The organism is Shewanella algae (assembly GCF_009183365.2).
Taxonomy (GTDB): domain Bacteria; phylum Pseudomonadota; class Gammaproteobacteria; order Enterobacterales; family Shewanellaceae; genus Shewanella; species Shewanella algae.
The window spans coordinates 1,840,310-1,857,340 of sequence record NZ_CP068230.1; the positions used below are offsets into that span (position 1 = coordinate 1,840,310).

At 51.9% G+C, this 17,031-nt stretch carries 15 protein-coding genes; 8 read left to right on the forward strand and 7 right to left on the reverse strand.

Annotated elements, in window-relative coordinates; all coding sequences use genetic code 11:
• Window positions 1-127: 127 nt before the first annotated feature.
• Together E1N14_RS08185 and E1N14_RS08190 are read right to left on the reverse strand one after the other, a co-directional pair.
• Window positions 128-973 carry an AraC family transcriptional regulator gene (locus E1N14_RS08185; protein WP_025009850.1) on the reverse strand — a complete coding sequence of 282 codons (846 nt, stop codon included), beginning with the start codon at window positions 971-973 and terminating at the stop codon, window positions 128-130.
• Between the two features lie 397 nt (window positions 974-1,370).
• Window positions 1,371-1,835, reverse strand: a complete 465-nt coding sequence (locus tag E1N14_RS08190) for a hypothetical protein (RefSeq protein ID WP_025009851.1) — start codon at window positions 1,833-1,835, stop codon at window positions 1,371-1,373.
• A gap of 667 nt (window positions 1,836-2,502) precedes the next feature.
• On the opposite strand from E1N14_RS08190, the gene E1N14_RS08195 reads away from it, so the two are divergent.
• The 8 genes from E1N14_RS08195 (at window position 2,503) to E1N14_RS08230 (ending at window position 10,482) form a co-directional block, all read left to right on the forward strand.
• Window positions 2,503-3,021, forward strand: coding sequence for an Hcp family type VI secretion system effector (locus tag E1N14_RS08195; protein ID WP_025009852.1), 519 nt, complete (start codon window positions 2,503-2,505; stop codon window positions 3,019-3,021).
• 156 nt (window positions 3,022-3,177) lie between these two features.
• Window positions 3,178-5,250 (forward strand): type VI secretion system Vgr family protein, encoded by a 2,073-nt coding sequence (locus E1N14_RS08200; protein WP_062793640.1) that lies wholly within the window; start codon window positions 3,178-3,180, stop codon window positions 5,248-5,250.
• A 4-nt stretch (window positions 5,251-5,254) separates the two neighbouring features.
• Complete coding sequence (locus E1N14_RS08205; protein WP_025012113.1) at window positions 5,255-5,782, forward strand: DUF4123 domain-containing protein; 528 nt, start codon at window positions 5,255-5,257, stop codon at window positions 5,780-5,782.
• Between the two features lies 1 nt (window position 5,783).
• Complete coding sequence (locus tag E1N14_RS08210; protein ID WP_025012114.1) at window positions 5,784-6,074, forward strand: PAAR domain-containing protein; 291 nt, start codon at window positions 5,784-5,786, stop codon at window positions 6,072-6,074.
• 10 nt (window positions 6,075-6,084) lie between these two features.
• Window positions 6,085-6,441 (forward strand): hypothetical protein, encoded by a 357-nt coding sequence (locus tag E1N14_RS08215; RefSeq protein WP_025012115.1) that lies wholly within the window; start codon window positions 6,085-6,087, stop codon window positions 6,439-6,441.
• Entirely contained in the window at window positions 6,431-8,230 is a 1,800-nt protein-coding gene (locus E1N14_RS08220; RefSeq protein WP_025012116.1) for a lipase family protein, read from the forward strand. The genes E1N14_RS08215 and E1N14_RS08220 overlap by 11 nt, the downstream gene beginning before the upstream one ends.
• A gap of 2 nt (window positions 8,231-8,232) precedes the next feature.
• Window positions 8,233-9,327, forward strand: coding sequence for a hypothetical protein (locus E1N14_RS08225; RefSeq protein WP_152134892.1), 1,095 nt, complete (start codon window positions 8,233-8,235; stop codon window positions 9,325-9,327).
• 51 nt (window positions 9,328-9,378) lie between these two features.
• Window positions 9,379-10,482: a hypothetical protein gene (locus E1N14_RS08230; RefSeq protein WP_152134893.1), complete on the forward strand. Its 1,104-nt coding sequence runs from the start codon at window positions 9,379-9,381 to the stop codon at window positions 10,480-10,482.
• A 4-nt stretch (window positions 10,483-10,486) separates the two neighbouring features.
• Here the strand turns inward: E1N14_RS08230 and panP are convergent, their stop codons facing one another.
• The 5 genes from panP to E1N14_RS08255 all read right to left on the reverse strand — a co-directional run bounded on the left by panP (window position 10,487) and on the right by E1N14_RS08255 (window position 16,990).
• The gene (gene panP, locus E1N14_RS08235) at window positions 10,487-12,133 is read right to left on the reverse strand and encodes a pyridoxal-dependent aspartate 1-decarboxylase PanP (protein WP_025010727.1); all 1,647 of its coding nucleotides are present in this window, start codon (window positions 12,131-12,133) and stop codon (window positions 10,487-10,489) included.
• Between the two features lie 140 nt (window positions 12,134-12,273).
• Window positions 12,274-13,437: a glycerate kinase gene (locus E1N14_RS08240; RefSeq protein ID WP_025010726.1), complete on the reverse strand. Its 1,164-nt coding sequence runs from the start codon at window positions 13,435-13,437 to the stop codon at window positions 12,274-12,276.
• 54 nt (window positions 13,438-13,491) lie between these two features.
• Window positions 13,492-14,850 (reverse strand): GntP family permease, encoded by a 1,359-nt coding sequence (locus E1N14_RS08245; protein ID WP_025010725.1) that lies wholly within the window; start codon window positions 14,848-14,850, stop codon window positions 13,492-13,494.
• Window positions 14,851-15,005: 155 nt separating this feature from the next.
• Window positions 15,006-16,154 (reverse strand): sugar diacid recognition domain-containing protein, encoded by a 1,149-nt coding sequence (locus E1N14_RS08250; protein ID WP_025010724.1) that lies wholly within the window; start codon window positions 16,152-16,154, stop codon window positions 15,006-15,008.
• Window positions 16,155-16,366: 212 nt separating this feature from the next.
• Window positions 16,367-16,990 carry a uracil-DNA glycosylase family protein gene (locus E1N14_RS08255; protein WP_062793548.1) on the reverse strand — a complete coding sequence of 208 codons (624 nt, stop codon included), beginning with the start codon at window positions 16,988-16,990 and terminating at the stop codon, window positions 16,367-16,369.
• Window positions 16,991-17,031 lie beyond the last annotated feature (41 nt).

Here is a 17,031-nt window from a genome sequence, read left to right on the forward strand (position 1 = left end):
ACTTTGTATCATCCTACTGATGTTTAAGCCCTTTAGCGGATAGCTTTAGTGGCCAAATTAAGGTGATATTCTGATTGGAATAGGTACAAGAAAGGAGTACAATCTTAGAAAATTAAGGTGTATAACACTATGATTCAAAAGAGTTTATTTTTGGATTGATGAATTGACGGTTCAAATGGCTTTGGTCGCAAAATCCTGAGTCCTGTGCCACCTGGATCGGTGAAGCGCCCAGCCGCAACAACTTTCGCGCCAGAATTAATCTTGCCTGAGTCTGGTATTGGTGCGGGGTTAAGCCAAATTGTGCCCTGAACTGCCTGAGTAACACAAAAGGCGGCAGCTGTACCAGATTGGCCAGTTCCTGGAGCGAGATGTTACTGCTGCAACTGTCTTCCAGAAACTGCCTGGCCCTATTCAGCAGGGGGCCTGCCTGGACAGCTGCAGCGGGCTTCAGCCGACCGTGACGCAGCATCAACAGGCTGAGGGTTTCGTACAAGAGGCTTTCCCGTTGCAGGCGATTACTCGAATAGTTGAGCGCTTCATGGGTGATGGCTATCAGGTGCGCCAATAGAGGGTCCTGTACCACAGGCTCGGCAAACCAGGGCACCTGTTGCTTGCTGCACAGTGCCAGTTCGACAAACTGCTCAGGGGTAGGGTAAAGTGCTCGATACGACCAGCCATTTTCTGTTGCCGAACGGCCATTATGCACCTCATCTGCATTCACCAGAATGATGCTGTGTTTGGGGGCAACATGATCTCCGCCACTTCGGAAAAACCGCTGGGCACCACTGTCTATGATTCCCAAGGTGAAGCCTTCATGACTGTGGCGGCCAAAGTTCTGCTGATGATAGCTGGCACTGAGAGTTTCCAGGCCGCCAAGTTCTTCGGCCAGACGATAAGTCGCCCGTTCCCGCCCTTGCCTGCGGGACTTGTGGCGCAGCGATTTGCTTTGCTGTGCATTGGCTGTTTCGGCCATCTTTATACCCCTGTCAGTCTCTCTATCCTGCATATTAACCAGTTTACCTGGCATTGTTTTGGATATTTTTGCACGCAGGCGAGTGGTTGATTAGCTAAGACTCCCCGGGGATTGTTACGGCCAATCCTGGCCGCCATGAAGCAACAAGAATAAGTGTTAAGGTATGATTGAGTGAAAAGGGGGCCACACAGTTAGACCAAGTCTTAAACTGTAACTAAATCAATTGATTAAATTTTGCGTAAAGCTTGCTTTGGATTGAAAGGTTAATCCAAACCCCAGTAAATTTTAAAAAGAAATTTATCAAACCAACTCTATCTTGTACTTATATCGATGCTCAAACTCAAGGCGACCTTATTGCAGATGTCTTTACCCGGTAATAAGCGCATCAACCCATTCATTACATTATCAATTCTTTAACTGCTTCTTCTATTGTGAGTTTCTTTTCTGATTTAATCTCTATCGAATCGGTCAATGGTGGAAAGTCTGTTCTACAGAAAGAAGGTGATACTTTATATGAGTAATCTCTTTCTCCTTCTTTGTAGGTTATTTCGTCGCCATGTAGTGATATAGGACAATCAACATCGAATTGTAGGACAAAAATGGATTTTATAATTACATTGCCATCCTCTTCTATTATTTCATTATTGATAGAGTCGAATAGATCCGAAAAGAACCCTCCTAACATATCATCAGCATCAAACTCGTTTATATTAGGGTTGGTACATGTGAGTCTTATGCTTGGAGATAGCTCTAAACCGCCAATTTCTATGATTGGGTAATGTTTATCCTCCACTATTTTTGTTATATCCGATGCGCGTAACTTCTGTGTGGCAAAAAACGTAAAACATTTTACTTCTATCATTTTTCTTTAAAAACAATTGGATGGACTGTTGGTATGAAATTATATTTCTCGCTAAATGTCAATGCGAATCGGCAGTTTAGCACGGCAGTAGCAGGGGCTATGATGATGAATTAGACAGTCAAAGTTCGCTGATTATCAAATCTTGCTTCATGAAAATGTCCAATCTCCTACTTCCATCTAACTTATCAACTGGCCGAGACAGAGAAGTAACACAACAAATATGATTGACTTGATACACATACTATTGAGTTGCCATGAGGCAGGTGAGGCTCCAGTGTTCAAGGCTCACCAAGGTCAGGCCTATGTCTATGGCGTTCATCATGATTCCTCTGCCGGGCTCTCTATTTCGCATATTATCCGGCATATTAACCTGGGACCTTGCGCTGGATATTCTGTACACATACCAGTGCCGGTAAGTGAGGGATTGCGACGGTCAATCTTAGCCACCATAGAGCAGCAAAAAATAAGTTTTTAAGGTATGACTGACTGATTGGGCAATTTCTTGCCCGCCGGGCAATTTTTTGCTCAAGATCGGGCAATTTTTTGCCCAGCCAATTAGACTATTTTTTAAACAGTAACGAAATCAATTGATTAAATTTTGGCACGAAGGTTGCCTTAGCTAGGAAGGTTAATCCAAACCTCAGTGAATTTTAAAAAGGAATTTATCATGCCAACACCATGTTATATCTCTATCGAAGGCCAAACTCAGGGCAACCTCACTGCCGGCGCCTTTACTGCGGAATCCGTCGGTGACATCTTTGTGGAAGGCCATGAAGACGAGATGCTGGTTCAGGAGTTCAACCACATTGTGACTGTGCCAACCGACCCTCAGTCCGGCATGCCTTCCGGTCAGCGTGTGCACAAGCCGTTCAAGTTCACCGTCGCGCTGAACAAAGCCGTTCCCTTGATGTACAACTCACTATCTTCCGGTGAGAAACTGACCAAGGTTGAGCTCAAGTGGTACCGCACTTCTATCGAAGGTAAGCAAGAGCACTTCTTCACGACCAAGCTGGAAGGCGCCACTATCATAGATATCAACTGCAATATGCCTCACTGCCAGGATCCCAATAAGGCTGACTTTACTCAGTTGGTTGAAGTGTCCATGGCTTATCGCAAGATAGACTGGGATCACGTCAGCGCCGGAACCTCTGGTGCCGACGATTGGCGCAAGCCCATCGAAGCATAATTCATTCAGCAACTGTTTTTCTAAGAGGTGTTCCGGCTGATAGCCGGGCGCCTCTTGTTATCTGATGTAAAGGTTTTGCAAATAGGTTTTCGATGACATTAAAAGAGTGATTCTATCGGATTAGAGTCAGGACGAACTCGAACAAGGATACCGGCTATGTTTTATCTTGGCAGTGGTTTGCGGTTTCATTTCAAGGCAGAAGCGGAGGCGGACGATAGTTTCAACCTGCTGTCGTTTGATTTTGATGAGCAGTTGTCCTCGCCCTTCAAGGGAGAGTTGATATTACTGAGCCGCAGGGATGATATTACTGCCGAGCAGATAGTCGATAAGAATGGCGTCTTGAGTATTTGGCAGGACGGTGCTCGAGTCAGGAGTTTTCACGGCATAGTCAGTCGCTTTGCCAAGGAAGACTCAGGCCATAAACAGACCCAATACAAGCTGACCATGGAACCTGCCATGGCGCGGCTGCGGCTGAGACAAAACAGCCGTATCTTTCAGGAAAAGTCCCTCAAACAGATTTTCAGCACCCTGCTTGATGAAATGGGTATCAGTGATTATGCCTTCAGTTGGGATGCACGCTACGAGTCGGAAAAGCGCGAATACTGTGTTCAGTATCGGGAGTCGGACTTTGACTTTATCACCCGTCTTGCGGCTGAGGCTGGGGTGTTCTGGTATTTCGAATTCAGTGACGACAAACATACGCTGATTTTCTGTGATGCCACCAGCAAGCTGCCAGCGGCCAAACAACTATTCCCCTATAACGCCTTGAGCGGCGGCGACAGCGAAGTGCCTTTTGTCTGCAGCTTCAGTTACGCCAAGCAACTGGCGAGTGCCAAGACCGAACTCAAGGATTACAGCTTCAAAAAGCCCGCTTATAGCTTTTTACAGGATGATATTGCCAATCAGCTCGACTTCCAGCAAGCGGGATCTGAAATGCTTTATGAGCACTATGATTATCCGGGGCGTTACAAGGATGACGCCCAGGGAGAGCTTTTCACCCGCGCCAGATTGCAGGCGTTACGGAATGAAACCCAAATGGCATCGGCAATGTCCGATATTGCTGATGCCGGTGCCGGTATCAAGTTCAACTTGGGCGAACATCCAGATGCGGCGTTTAACCGTGATTGGTTGCTTGTGGGGGTAAAACACAGTGGGATCCAGGGCGCAGCGGCAGAGGAGGGGAACAGTAGCACCCCGACTCAGTATCAAAACCAGTTATTGGCAATTGAAGGGCACCTTCCCTGGTTACCGCTTCCGGCCACCAAACCCTTGGTGACAGGGCCACACATGGCTATTGTCGTGGGGCCGGATAATGAAGAGATCTTTTGTGATGAATTTGGTCGGGTCAAGGTGCAGTTTCCCTGGGACAGATATGGCCGGGCCGATGAGCACAGCAGCTGTTGGGTTCGTGTCAGCCAGGGGTGGGCCGGTGGTCAGTACGGTTTTATGGCGGTTCCACGCATTGGTCATGAGGTCATAGTCTCTTTTCTTGAAGGCGATCCGGACCAACCTATCATTACCGGTCGCACATACCATGCTGCCAATCCTGTGCCCTATGTATTGCCGACCAACAAAACCAAAACCGTGCTCAAGACCCAAACCCACAAGGGGCCGGGATTCAATGAGTTGAGTTTTGAGGATGCCGCCGAAAATCAACTCATCTATTTGCATGCCCAGAAAGACCATAAGCTGGAAATCAACCACGACCAGCACTATCAGGTGGGTAACGATAGAGAGAAGCACATAGGACGGGATCAGCGCCTGAACGTGGGGCAGGATGAGTTTCTGGAAATAGGTCGAGATCAGCAGGCATTGATTGGTCAGGATCAAAAGCTGGAAGTGACCAGAGACAGGCAAACCCTGATCAAGCGTCATTATCGCCTCGAAGTCATGGATCGTCGTCACGAGTACTCCAGAGCCAATCACGATTTGGAAGTGGGCGGCCATTACACCCAGAAGGTTGAGGGAAAGGTGTTATTGGAAGCCGGTGAAAGTGTACTGGTGCACACCAAGTCGCTCACCCTCAATGGCTCGGAGAAAGTCACTATTCAGGGGCCAGGAGGCAAGATACTCATAGATTCCGGCGGGATCACTCTCGAAGCTCCCAATATCAAGCTCAAGGGGCCAGTGGCTGTAACAACCGGGGCCAAGCCCCAATTGGCGACACTGAAGAGTGCTGCAGAAGAGGGCAACCCGATAGTCGATCTTTGTCCCGATTGCGGAGAGTAACAGTATGACTATGCTGAAAGAAAATAGCCTCAAGGCGTTTGGGCCCAACTACTTGGTCTTGGATGCAGCGCTATGCCCCGAGCCCCTGTGGTTTGCCAAAGGGGCCGGAGCCGAGTGTCATAGCCTGTTTGATTACAGGGATCAGGCATTGGTGGATAACGGCCCCTGGCTACTCCATCTTGCGGGACAGGACGAGCTGATAAAACTGATGCTGGAGAAAGACACCCATGGTCACAGCGCGCTGTGGTGCAAGAGTGAGCTAGCCCTGCAGTCACTGAAAGAAGCACTGGGGCAAAGGTTGTATGCCGTCAAGCCTGATGGTGAAACTACTCGTTTTCGTTTCTACGACCCCAGGGTCTTACATCACTATTTAACCGAAGAAAAGCAGGCCAGAAGGGATGCATTTCTTGAGCCTTTGGGGTCAGTGCTCTATGCATCGCTTAACCCCTTTCGTTTCAATAGCCATTGGCTGAATTGGCAAAGGGAGCCGGACGGATACCGCTGTCAGGCGATATCGATTAAGGAGGATTAATATGGGTACTCCGGTTGCATTGAAAGGACATCAACATATTTGCCCTATGTTCAGCGGCAATACCCCTCATGTTGGTGGACCGATAAATCAGGGAGAAAGTGCTCTGACGGTCAACGGTATTCCTGTGGCCTTAACCGGGCACAAGTGTGACTGCCAGGTTGGCGGGCCAGATACCCTGGTTCAGGGACATCCGAGTTTGACGGTCAATGGCATCGCCGTGGTATTGCAGGGTGCGTCCACGGCCCATGGTGGCAAAGTCATTCAGGGAGATGCTGCCTTGACAGTGTCTTAAGGAGAAGCGAATGAGCTGGGAATTGAGTCAGGAAATCATGGATGCGATGCCAAACTGGCAAAGGCGAAACCAGATCCATGCCCTCGCACGTCACCTATTATCACTGGAAAGTCCACCAACAGATGAGCAGGCATGCTATGACTGGCTCGAGCAGCAAGTCAGTCAGGCTTATCAATATGGATTCACCGAGCTGGGCCATCTGCGCTTGGTGGCCGAGGCCTTGTTTTTGGCACAAGTGTCACTCGATGACCCGGAAGTGAGTGCCATAGTCACCAAGACCGGCTTGCCTTCAGGACGAGCGGCTATCTTGTTGCAGTGGGCCAAGGAACAGCAATCTTCTACCATGGAGTCTGGTTATGAGCTGTAACGCTGATTGTAAATGCCGCAAGGGTATTGTGGCGCTGGTGTTCGTCCCCGGCATTATGGGCACCCGCTTGATGAACAAAAAGAGTGGCGACTCAGTCTGGGATCCCGCTGCCGGAGCAATGTTTGATGGTCCCAGCAGTACAGCCATGGAGCTGAAGGCCGAACGTGAAGCCGAGCTTGCTGCGGCACAGGCGGACGATGATGATGGTTTCTTCGAGGGGATAGGTAAATGGTTTACTCGCCGCTGGATATCGGTCAAGGAGGTTGGCCGGGGAATAGCTGAAACCGGTCGTAAGGTTAGAACCAAAGCTGCGGCCGTGCCTCGAATCAAAGATCTTTTTTTTGCCGGCCCAATACAGCGTAAAGCCCTATTGGTGGATGACAACACTAAATATCAAGGAGAGCCGATCGTCAATCGGAAGGATGACTTATTGGAGGTGGACCCAGGTACCGAAGACTATTTCAGGGTCTATACCTCAGTACCCAAGTCGCAGATGAAGCAGAAAACGGCTCGAGGTTGGGGCGAAGTGCTGTGGGACAGCTATGGCCCGCTGCTTCGACACCTCGAATCGAAGGAGCCGTTATTCAAACGCCTGTATCCCGGGCTGCAATTCCCGGTATTTGCCGTGGGTTATAACTGGATGCGCAGCAATGAAACGGCCGGAGAGCGACTCAAGGATAAACTTGAGGAATTCAGGACACAGTTACTCAAGGAAGATAAAGAAGGCGATAACCTGGGGCTGACCAAGGACGATATTAAGTTTGTGGTCATCAGTCACTCCATGGGCGGATACGCCTCTCGCGCCGGCTTTATCTTAAGCGGCCTGGAATCTCAAGTCGAAGCCGTTATCCATGGCGCTATGCCAACTCACGGCAGCCCATCCACTTACTACCAATTCCGCTCCGGCGCAGTTGGTGGTGGTTTGGCCGGTCAGGTAGCCAAACAAGTATTGGGTAAGAATGCCGCCGATACCACGGCAATACTGGGTTTTTGTCAGGGCGGGCTGGAGTTGATGCCCAATAAGCTCTACGTGGATGCGGCCAATAAGGGGGAGTGGCTGTTTATCAATAAAGACCCAGCGAAACAAGCCGTCAAACGGGAACTGTTGCAGATAGGTTTTGGCAGTGGCATTTATGACTTCTACCGCCGTTTCGATACCTGGTACAGCCTGGTACAGCCTCCATTGTTGGCGCCTGAATTAGGCATTGCGACAGATAAGCAGTTAATCAAGCATAAAGATGCGTTTAAAGTTCGCATTGATGCATGTGAAACTTTTCACGATAAATTGGCGGCTAACTTTCACGCAACGACCACACTGCTCTACAGCAATAACCCGGACACCAAGGCGTTTGACACCTGTGAGTGGCAATTGCAGAACAGCTTGACCCCGGGGCTGGAGACGGCGGCTGTGGAGCGCTGGCAAGTCATAGGCGATGAAAACCATGACTGGCTCTTCGTGAAGGGGGAAGTCAAGCTGCTGAGCCGCAGTGAGCTGGCAGAGCATGAACGCAAGTTAAAGGCTTGGGTTGAACAGAACCGCCATGGCCATCAATATGCCCATACGCCGCCTATGGCTCAAAGTTCCAGCTTCAGGCTTGCCAAAGAGACGGCCAAGGGCGATGGTACTGTGCATGAAGGCGCGGGCAAGTATCCCAAAGGGGTGCAGACTATCGGCTTGGTGGCGACCCAGGATCATCAAGGGTTCTTTAACTGTCCCGATGTCAGGGAGCTGATGGTCGGTGTGCTTCAGTCTTGGCTACCGGATATTCACCAGAAATTCAAGGGATAGAGATGGCTGATGGTTATCGCAAGAGGATTAAACGTGGGCTGCTCGGCAGTCTGGTAATGGTTTGTTTTTGGCAGGGAGAGGCTGTGATGGCGCAATCTGAAAAAATGCAGGAAGGACCGGCGAGCATGGTGTTTACCAAACACTGCGCGGGACGTTTTGAACTGGAATTGCCGGAGTCGATGCAACTACTCACCTCGGGTTATGGTCAGCCGCAGTTTTTTATCAATATCTATCATCAGGATGATAAGGCGGAAAAGAAAGGGGTGATAATCGGTGAACACAGGCTTGAGCAATGGCAGGCTTATGTGGAGGAGTTGCGTAGTAAAGAAACGACAAAATACTATCCAACCAAATACGTTATAAAAGAGCTGGACCCCGAGCTGAAGACGGTTGTTTACTACAAGGATAGAAGAAGGCAGATGCAAGAACCGGACGCAGAACATTACTTTGCAGCTTTTTTCTTTAAGGATTTTCCGGAGCAACAGATAGGCATCAGCATTGATGGGCGGGCAGATGAGTTTATAGCCCGTAATGCGCCCAATGTGGATGAGATATTGCAGCAGCGGCTGCAATGGATGCGTCAGGCGATAGAGAAGATTGAATATCAGCCCTGGCCGCATAAGCAGGCGGGTGTCTGTTTGCCGAGAAATATCTTGATCGCCAATTCCCAGCCGTTGAAAAATGCCGAGGGTTCTTACCATGAGAACTATGGGATGGAGTTTTATAACGGTAAAGACTCACTGTTTGAGATCCTGGTGAACGTGTATGGCAAAGATCAGGGCAAGGCGCTGAAAGAAGAACTGAGCCGCCACAGCGGTATGATGGCCTTTTTCGCCAGCAGCAAGACCAAGGTGGCCGGGCGGGAAGGGCGGCTGTTTATCAGTGATGGTAAATACTCGGATACCCAGCGGGAGTTTCGTTGGATCAGTACGGACAGCAAGGTCAACAGTGTCCGTTATGCCCATATGGAGATCAGCGGCAAGATAGAGATCAAGGACTTTCCTGAAATGGCGCCCTTGAATGCCACCGATATGATAGTGGGGCTGCTCAAAGGCGTGCGGGTTAGGGAAAACGGCATGGTCGGAGTGAAGGACTAGCTATAAGAATGAAAGGCTGGAACTCTTGATAGGAGCGAAAGGGAGAAACCTTTGATAAGAGCATGCCAGAAGTCCTTAAGTTCACTGCGGCGAAAGCTGTGGTTCTGCTGCCTGGTTTGTGCAGGTTTTCCGCTTTTGATGTACGCCAAGGAGATACCGCCAAGACCGGCCGGCATGGTGTTTACCAAACACTGTGTGGGCCGTTTTGAGTTTGAGTTACCCGAAGAGATGCAACTGCTCACCTCGGGTTATGGTCAGCCGCAGTTTTTTATCAATATCTATCATCAGGATGATAAGGCAGAAAAGAAAGGGGTGATAAACGGTGAACACAGGCTTGAGCAATGGCTGGCTTATGTGGAGGAGTTGCGTAGTAAAGATGGAAAGCATTCACCCACCGAATATGTAATTAAAGACCTGGAGCCGAACTTGAAAACGGTGGTGTACTATAAAGACCGCAGAAAGTTAAACAAAGATCCAGACGCCAAGCATTTTTTTGCCAGCTTCTTTTTCAAGGATTTTCCGGAGCAACAGATAGGCATCAGCATTGATGGCCGCGCTAATGAGTTTATAGCCCGTAACGCCCCCAATGTGGATGAGATATTGCAGCAGCGGCTGCAATGGATGCGTCAGGCGATAGAGAAGATTGAATATCAGCCCTGGCCGCATAAACAGGCGGGCGTCTGTTTGCCGAGAAATATCTTGATCGCCAATTCCCAGCCGTTGAAAAATGCCGAGGGTTCTTACCATGAGAACTATGGGATGGAGTTTTATAACGGTAAAGACTCACTGTTTGAGATCCTGGTGAACGTGTATGGCAAAGATCAGGGCAAGGCGCTGAAAGAAGAACTGAGCCGCCACAGCGGTATGATGGCCTTTTTCGCCAGCAGCAAGACCAAGGTGGCCGGGCGGGAAGGGCGGCTGTTTATCAGTGATGGTAAATACTCGGATACCCAGCGGGAGTTTCGTTGGATCAGTACCGACAGCAAGGTCAACAGTGTCCGTTACGCTCATATGGAGATCAGCGGCAAGATAGAGCTCAAGGACTTTCCGCAGATGGCGGCCTTGAATGCCACCGATATGATAGTAGGGCTGCTCAAAGGCGTGCGGGTTAGGGAAAACGGCATGCAGGGCGTGACTCAGCATCGCCCTCAATAAATGTTTAGTTGCAGGCTTGCTTTAGCATCTGCAGTAGCCCGGTTTCAGAAGCTGCCAGCTCAGTTTGTTCGTTTAATACATCTGCCAGTATGGTGTCCGTGGTCAGCGGGTTGGCCAGTACCACCCGGAATACAGTCACGGTTTCTCTGTGATAACGGGCGGGTTGGATCCGGGTGCGGGACACAAAAGACTTGCCTTGTTCACGTTGTTTTTTCTGAATGGCGCGAGTGAGGTCATCAAGAATGCCATTGATCTCTTTGACCTTGTCAAGATTACCCTGTGCCAATTGCCGGTTCAGAGCGGTTTGTGCCCAAGAGGGGCACCAACGGTAGGTGAGCAGGCACAACTCGGGCGCACTCACCAGTTCAAATTCGCTGTGTTGCTCAATCAAGCCGGCAAAGAAGCGTGCCTTTTCAAGCGAATTATTGATCAGTATTTCATAGCCTTCCTTGCCGATTATCTGCATGCAGGCATGCACCAGCATGGCCATTCCTGGACGGGAACCTTCCAGAGTCTGGCTGCCCAAATCCTTGGAACCTTTACGCAAAATATATTCGGCATGATGCACTATCGCCCGGGCCAGTTCAGGCTGTTTGAACAGCACCATACCGGCCCCCATAGGGACATACATCTGTTTATGGGCATCTATGGTCACTGAGTCTGCCAGTTCTATCCCTTTGAGCAGATGGCGATATTTGCTGGATAACAAGCTGGCTCCCCCCCAGGCTGCATCAACATGAAAGTGGCAATTGAGCTCGGTTGCCAACTCGGCCAGCTCAGGTAGAGGATCTATGTTACCGGTTTCTGTGGTGCCGGCGACGCCGATAATCGCCATGACTCGGATGCCCTGTTGGGCCAGCTTGGTGGCCGCCTCGCGCATGGCGTCGACATCGACCTTATTGTTGGCATCGGTCGCGATTGAAACTATGTTATCCCGGCCAATGCCCAACAGATCGGCGGCTTTGCCCAGGGAGTAATGACCGCGCTCGGACACCAGTATCGCCAGGCCTTTCCAACCGTAGTGGCAGAGCGCCGCGCCTAAGCCTTCGCGGTTGATACCGCGAAATTGGCCGCCAGCCTTGAGCAGTTGGTTGCGGGCAATCCATAGGGCTGTGATATTGGCTACAGTGCCACCGGAGCAGAAGGCTCCCAGAGCATGATTGGCGCTGTGCATCCACTGGTGATAGAAGTCGGTGGTTTCGCCATAAATGAGGTGATGCATCATCCCCAGCACCTGCCGCTCCAAGGGAGTGAAGGCCTTGGAGGTTTCGATTTTGACCAGATTCTGATTCAGGCCCACCATCATTTTCGACAAGGGCAACACGAAGTAGGGCAGCGCCGATGTCATATGGCCGATAAAGCTGGGGGCGGCGGTGTGTACTGAATGCGCCACCAAATTCTGCATCATCTCTTCTGTGTAGTCAGAAACAAATCTGGGTTGACGCGGGATTTCAAAGGCCTGGAAATCCTTTTCGATTTCACTCAGGGGCTTTTCCAGCGCGGCAATATTCTGGGTCATGAAACCGGCGAGATCTTGAGACAATGCCTGCTCTATGCGGCTCAGGGTCGATTCCGGTGCTTCGGGCACGGTAAAGATACGCATCAGAGAGTTTTCTGAGGCGGTGGCCTGGCGTTGCTTGCTGGCGGTCATTGGGCTTTGGTCTCACACTGTATCTGCCTGTGTCTGCACAGGTCTTGAAATGGCAGCTCACTTTACTGCAAGGATTGCGGTCAGACAAGTTGAAACTGAAGCGAAAAAGCGGCGGGCCAAAGAGGTTGGCCCGCGAAAAATCAATTGGCGTTATTCAGTTGCAGAGCCAGCAGAGCGGCGATATTGCTCGAGGTGCGCTGCAGATTGGCTCTGGCTTCGGCCAGCGCCTTGGGCAAGTCGCAGGCCGAGGGTATGATATCAAAAATGGCGCTCATTCCCTGCTCCAACACCAGCTCTGAGCCTGCTCCCAGACAGCCGGCAATACCAATCACGGGAATGTTGCGCGCCTTTGCCAGGCGCAAAACTCCCATGGGCGTCTTGCCATAGATGGTTTGTCCATCTATGCGTCCCTCGCCGGTGATAACCAGTGCAGCGCCTTCGAGTTTGGCATCCAGCCCCACAGCCTGCATGACTATGTCGATACCGGGGCGCAGCTCGGCGCCCAGAAATGCCATCACCCCAAGTCCCATGCCACCGGCGGCGCCGGCACCACTTTGCAGGCGCTTATCTTCAAAGCCGCTCTGAGCCAGGATATCGGCAAAGTGACCGAGGGCGGCGTCAAGCTCGGCGACCATTTCCTCTGTGGCTCCCTTTTGCGGCCCGAATACCGCCGAAGCGCCGCGCTCGCCACATAAAGGGTTGTCCACATCACAGGCCACTTCAAAATGGCAGTCAGTGAGCGCCGGATGCAGTTGGCTGCAGTCCAGTGTTGCCAAGGCCGCGAGCGCCGCCCCGCCCGGGCTTATTTCCAGCCCTGCACTATCCAATAGTTTGGCGCCCAGCGCCTTGGCCATACCGGCGCCGCCATCATTGGTGGCACTGCCGCCAAGGCCGATGATGAAGTGGCGAATGCCACGTTCCATGGCATCGACAATCAGCTCGCCGGTGCCGTAACTGGTGGTGAGCCTTGGATTGCGAAACGCCGGGCTGACATGATGCAGCCCGGAGGCGGCCGCCATTTCGATAACTGCGGTTCGGATGCCACTGGTGCCACCCTCTGTACCCAGAATACCGTAATGGGCCTTCACAGCTTGTCCGAGTGGGCCACAGACTTCAAGCTCGACCAGGTGACCATTGGTCGCATCGACCATAGATTGCACTGTGCCTTCGCCGCCGTCGGCCACCGGCACTTTGAGGTACTCGGCATCCGGCAGCCTGTGTTTAAAGCCCGCTTCAATTTCATTGGCCACTTCGAGGGCGCTCAGGCTTTCCTTGAAGGAATCCGGTGCTATCACTATTTTCATCTGATTTCCTGTACAACGGGCTGCCGGTGAAACCGGCAGCAGCAAGGGAAGAGTTTAGAGCAGAACCAGGCTAAGCAGCCAGACGAAGATGATGGCGGTGATCCCCTGAATTAGGGTCGCCATAGTCTGAGCCCGATAGGCCTGGGCTACGCTCATACGGCTAAACTGAGTGACTACCCAGAAGAAACTGTCGTTGGCGTGGGACACTGTCATGGCTCCGGCGCCTATGGCCATGACGGTCAGCACCCGGCCCATTTCGCTGCCAAGGCCGATATCACCCAACATGGGGGCCACCAGCGCCGAAGTGGCTACCAGCGCCACTGTGGAGGAGCCTTGAGCCGACTTCAGTGCCGCCGCTACCAGGAAGGGCATAAAGATACCTATACCCAGAGCTGACAGTGAAGTACCGATAAAGTCACCGATAGGCGTGGCTTTGATCACAGCGCCAAAAGCGCCGCCGGCCCCGGTAATCAGCAGTATGGGGGCGGCAACAGCCAGGCCCTGTGAGATACGATCGGAAAACTCTTTGACCTTGTTGTCGCCCTTGAGCAGCAAGAGTGACAGCCCCAGGCCTATCATCAAGGCATTGAGCGGTTGGCCGAGGAAATGGAACAGGCTGAACAGCATGCCTTCACCCATGGGTTTGGAGGGGAAGGCGGCGATAGAGCCAAGGCAGATCAGCAAAATAGGAACAAAAATAGGTGAGAACGCCGCCAAGGGGCTTGGCAGCTCGCCATAAGCAGCCTTGAGTGTTTCAAATTCTTCTGCAGAAGCCTTGAGCTCTTCGGCGCCTTCGCCATCCGGCTCAGTGTTCATAAAGCGGTTGGCCCAGAGTAAACCGGCGAAGGCGGCAACGGCAGAAACCAGGATACCGACGGCAATCACCAGCCCCAGACTGGCTTCCAGTTGCAGGTTACCGGCGGCGGCAATCGGGCCGGGAGTCGGCGGCACAAAGGTGTGGGTAGCATAGAGGCCGGTGGCCAGGGCGACGCTCATGGCAACGCTGGAAACTTGCATTCTGTTGGCCAGAGACTGTTTCAGGCTGTTGAGGATCACAAAGCCCGAGTCACAAAACACCGGGATGGAAACGATATAACCTATGATGGACATGGTCAGGGTCGGGAAACGCTGTCCGAGCACCTTGATGACCACATCGGCCATGGTGATGGCCGCGCCGCTCTTTTCCAGCACCGTGCCTATGATAGTTCCCAGGACTATCACCAGCCCTATGTAACCAAGAATACCTCCAAAACCACCACTGATAGTTTTGGCGATTTCCCCGGCGGGCAGGCCGAATCCGAAGGCGGCGATAAATGACGCCAGCAGCAGCGTCAAGAAAGGGTGTAGTTTAAATGTTGAGGTGGCGATGACAATAAAGATGATCACCGCCAATAGTACTAGTACCAGGCTCATAAGTGTCCCTTATTGGGTCGTTATTTGTGTAGGGTTGGGGCGCCGGCGCGAAGGCGGGCTGGCGATTATTATCCCAGTTGCCGCGCCGTGATGGCTTTAGGGGAAAATACGGAATTCCCCCCTGAAAGAGGCTAGTTTTTTGTGCGTGTGCACAATTATTTGTGTTCCAGGCGGCTGAGGACTTCTCCCAGGTAGAGTTGCAGCAATCCATCCAGGCTTTGCAGCTCTATGCCGGTGATTTCACTGATACGCTCCAGGCGGTATCTCAGGGTATTACGATGAATAAACAGGGCCTTGGCACACTGTTGTTGGTCGCCGAAGTGTTGCAGATAGGCGCTGAGAGTGCGGGTCAGCAGGCCCTTTTTGTCATGCTGCTGCAGTTTGCGAAAAGGCGCTGCCAGCTCCTGACCGCGCCAGCTATCGACCAGTCCGGCCAGCAATACCGCCAGCGCGTGATCCTGATAGAGGTATTTGGTCTTTTCCGGCGCCCGTTTCTTTCCCAATCTCAGGGTTTCCAGCGCGGTATGAAATGAGCGCCTAATACCGCCTTCACCAGGGAAGAAATGCCCCAGCGCGATTTTGAGCCGGCCCTGGGTGTCGGCCGGCAAACGGGCAAGCAGTTTCTCGATTCGCAGATCCTCAAGCGCCGGATCCCAACTGCGACCATCGAGAAAGGCGGGTTTGAGGATCACCAACTGATCCATGGCGGTCATGGCCACCAGGTTGTCCCTTTGGGGATACTCGAGCAAGCGTTGGATCTCCTTGAGATCTGTGGCCTTGCTTTTGCCTTTGGCGAGCTCTATCACGGCAGCAACTCTGGGTTTTTGCAGATCTATCTGCAGCTGGGCGGCCCAGGCACAAAAATCGCTTTCGCTATAATTGTCCCGTTTCAGCAGTTGCAGAATAAATTCTTCCCGCTGGCGTTTATGCCAGAGATCCAACTCGAGAGAGTTGGCTTGCTCGACCATCATTTCGGCGGTCATTTTCAATAGCTCGCCATAGCGCAGCAGCTCCGCCGGATTACCGGTAATGCCGACAACGCCGATTATCTTGCCGTGATAATGCAGCGGCAGGTTGACCCCGGGTTTGACACCGTGCAGGCTGTGGCGACTGCCTTCATCTATCACTACAGTGCGGTTTTGGGCTATGGCCAAAAGGGCGCCCTCATGGACACTGTTGAGCCGCTGCTTGTCGCCGGAGCCGAGGATCACCCCTTGACTGTTCATCACATTGATATTGTGGTCGATGATATTCATGGTGCGATCCACTATCTGCTGCGCGGTCGCGGCGTCGAGAAAATACATGCGAGCCTCTAGGGTCTGTTAACCTTTCATGGTTGAATTTTGCTCGTACTAGACGCGTTTTAATCGCGACGTAAGGTATGCAGCCTAGGGGCCTAGGTAAATACGTTGCAACAAAGAGTAAAGCGCTTCTAGCCGAGCCCTTTGGGTAGCATTTGTTGTTTGGTATAAAAAACGACAAAAGCTGCAAAACCATCTTCAAGGGTCAACAGACCCTAATGTGCCAATAACTCGGCGACTCTCTGCCTGAGTCTGGGTAACAGGTTTTGCTCAAATTCGGGATGCTGTTTAAACCAGAGGCGATTACGCGGACTCGGGTGAGGCAGCACCAGTTTTGTCGGCCACAGCGAATCAGCTTCTGCCACGGCGGTACCGACGGACGCCTTGGCCAGCGGACTGCCCTTGAGGTGCCAGGCCATGGCGTATTTGCCAAGGATCAGCGTCAGCTCAATATTGGGCAAGGCGGCAAAAAGCCTTGGGTGCCAGGTGGCTGAGCATTCTGGCCTCGGCGGCATATCACCCTGTTTGCGACCCTGTTTTTCAACCGTTCCCGGATAGCAAAATCCCATGGGAATGACGGCAAACCGCCTGGGGTCATAAAACTGTTCGCGGCTCACCTCCAGCCACTGCCTTAGCCGGTCGCCGCTGGCATCGTCAAAGGGCAGGCCACGCTCATGGGTTATCCTGCCGGGCGCTTGCCCCGCGATTAAAATCCTGGCGTCAGGGTGGGCCTGCAGTATCGGCTTGGGCGGTAGCGGCAGTTTATCCCGGCACAGGGTGCAGGCTCGCACCTCATCGAGTAGCGGGAAATCACTGGGCAGAGCGGCAGTTTTCATCATATTTCCTGGTTTTTGATGGATATCAGACCCTACTTAGGCTT

Bases quoted from the DNA above. Each gene is read 5' to 3' on its own strand.
- E1N14_RS08185 (WP_025009850.1), bottom strand. From the start codon at position 973: ATGGCCGAAACAGCCAATGCACAGCAAAGCAAATCGCTGCGCCACAAG.
- E1N14_RS08190 (WP_025009851.1), bottom strand. From the start codon at position 1,835: ATGATAGAAGTAAAATGTTTTACGTTTTTTGCCACACAGAAGTTACGC.
- E1N14_RS08195 (WP_025009852.1), top strand. From the start codon at position 2,503: ATGCCAACACCATGTTATATCTCTATCGAAGGCCAAACTCAGGGCAAC.
- E1N14_RS08200 (WP_062793640.1), top strand. From the start codon at position 3,178: ATGTTTTATCTTGGCAGTGGTTTGCGGTTTCATTTCAAGGCAGAAGCG.
- E1N14_RS08205 (WP_025012113.1), top strand. From the start codon at position 5,255: ATGACTATGCTGAAAGAAAATAGCCTCAAGGCGTTTGGGCCCAACTAC.
- E1N14_RS08210 (WP_025012114.1), top strand. From the start codon at position 5,784: ATGGGTACTCCGGTTGCATTGAAAGGACATCAACATATTTGCCCTATG.
- E1N14_RS08215 (WP_025012115.1), top strand. From the start codon at position 6,085: ATGAGCTGGGAATTGAGTCAGGAAATCATGGATGCGATGCCAAACTGG.
- E1N14_RS08220 (WP_025012116.1), top strand. From the start codon at position 6,431: ATGAGCTGTAACGCTGATTGTAAATGCCGCAAGGGTATTGTGGCGCTG.
- E1N14_RS08225 (WP_152134892.1), top strand. From the start codon at position 8,233: ATGGCTGATGGTTATCGCAAGAGGATTAAACGTGGGCTGCTCGGCAGT.
- panP (WP_025010727.1), bottom strand. From the start codon at position 12,133: ATGACCGCCAGCAAGCAACGCCAGGCCACCGCCTCAGAAAACTCTCTG.
- E1N14_RS08240 (WP_025010726.1), bottom strand. From the start codon at position 13,437: ATGAAAATAGTGATAGCACCGGATTCCTTCAAGGAAAGCCTGAGCGCC.
- E1N14_RS08245 (WP_025010725.1), bottom strand. From the start codon at position 14,850: ATGAGCCTGGTACTAGTACTATTGGCGGTGATCATCTTTATTGTCATC.
- E1N14_RS08250 (WP_025010724.1), bottom strand. From the start codon at position 16,154: ATGTATTTTCTCGACGCCGCGACCGCGCAGCAGATAGTGGATCGCACC.
- E1N14_RS08255 (WP_062793548.1), bottom strand. From the start codon at position 16,990: ATGATGAAAACTGCCGCTCTGCCCAGTGATTTCCCGCTACTCGATGAG.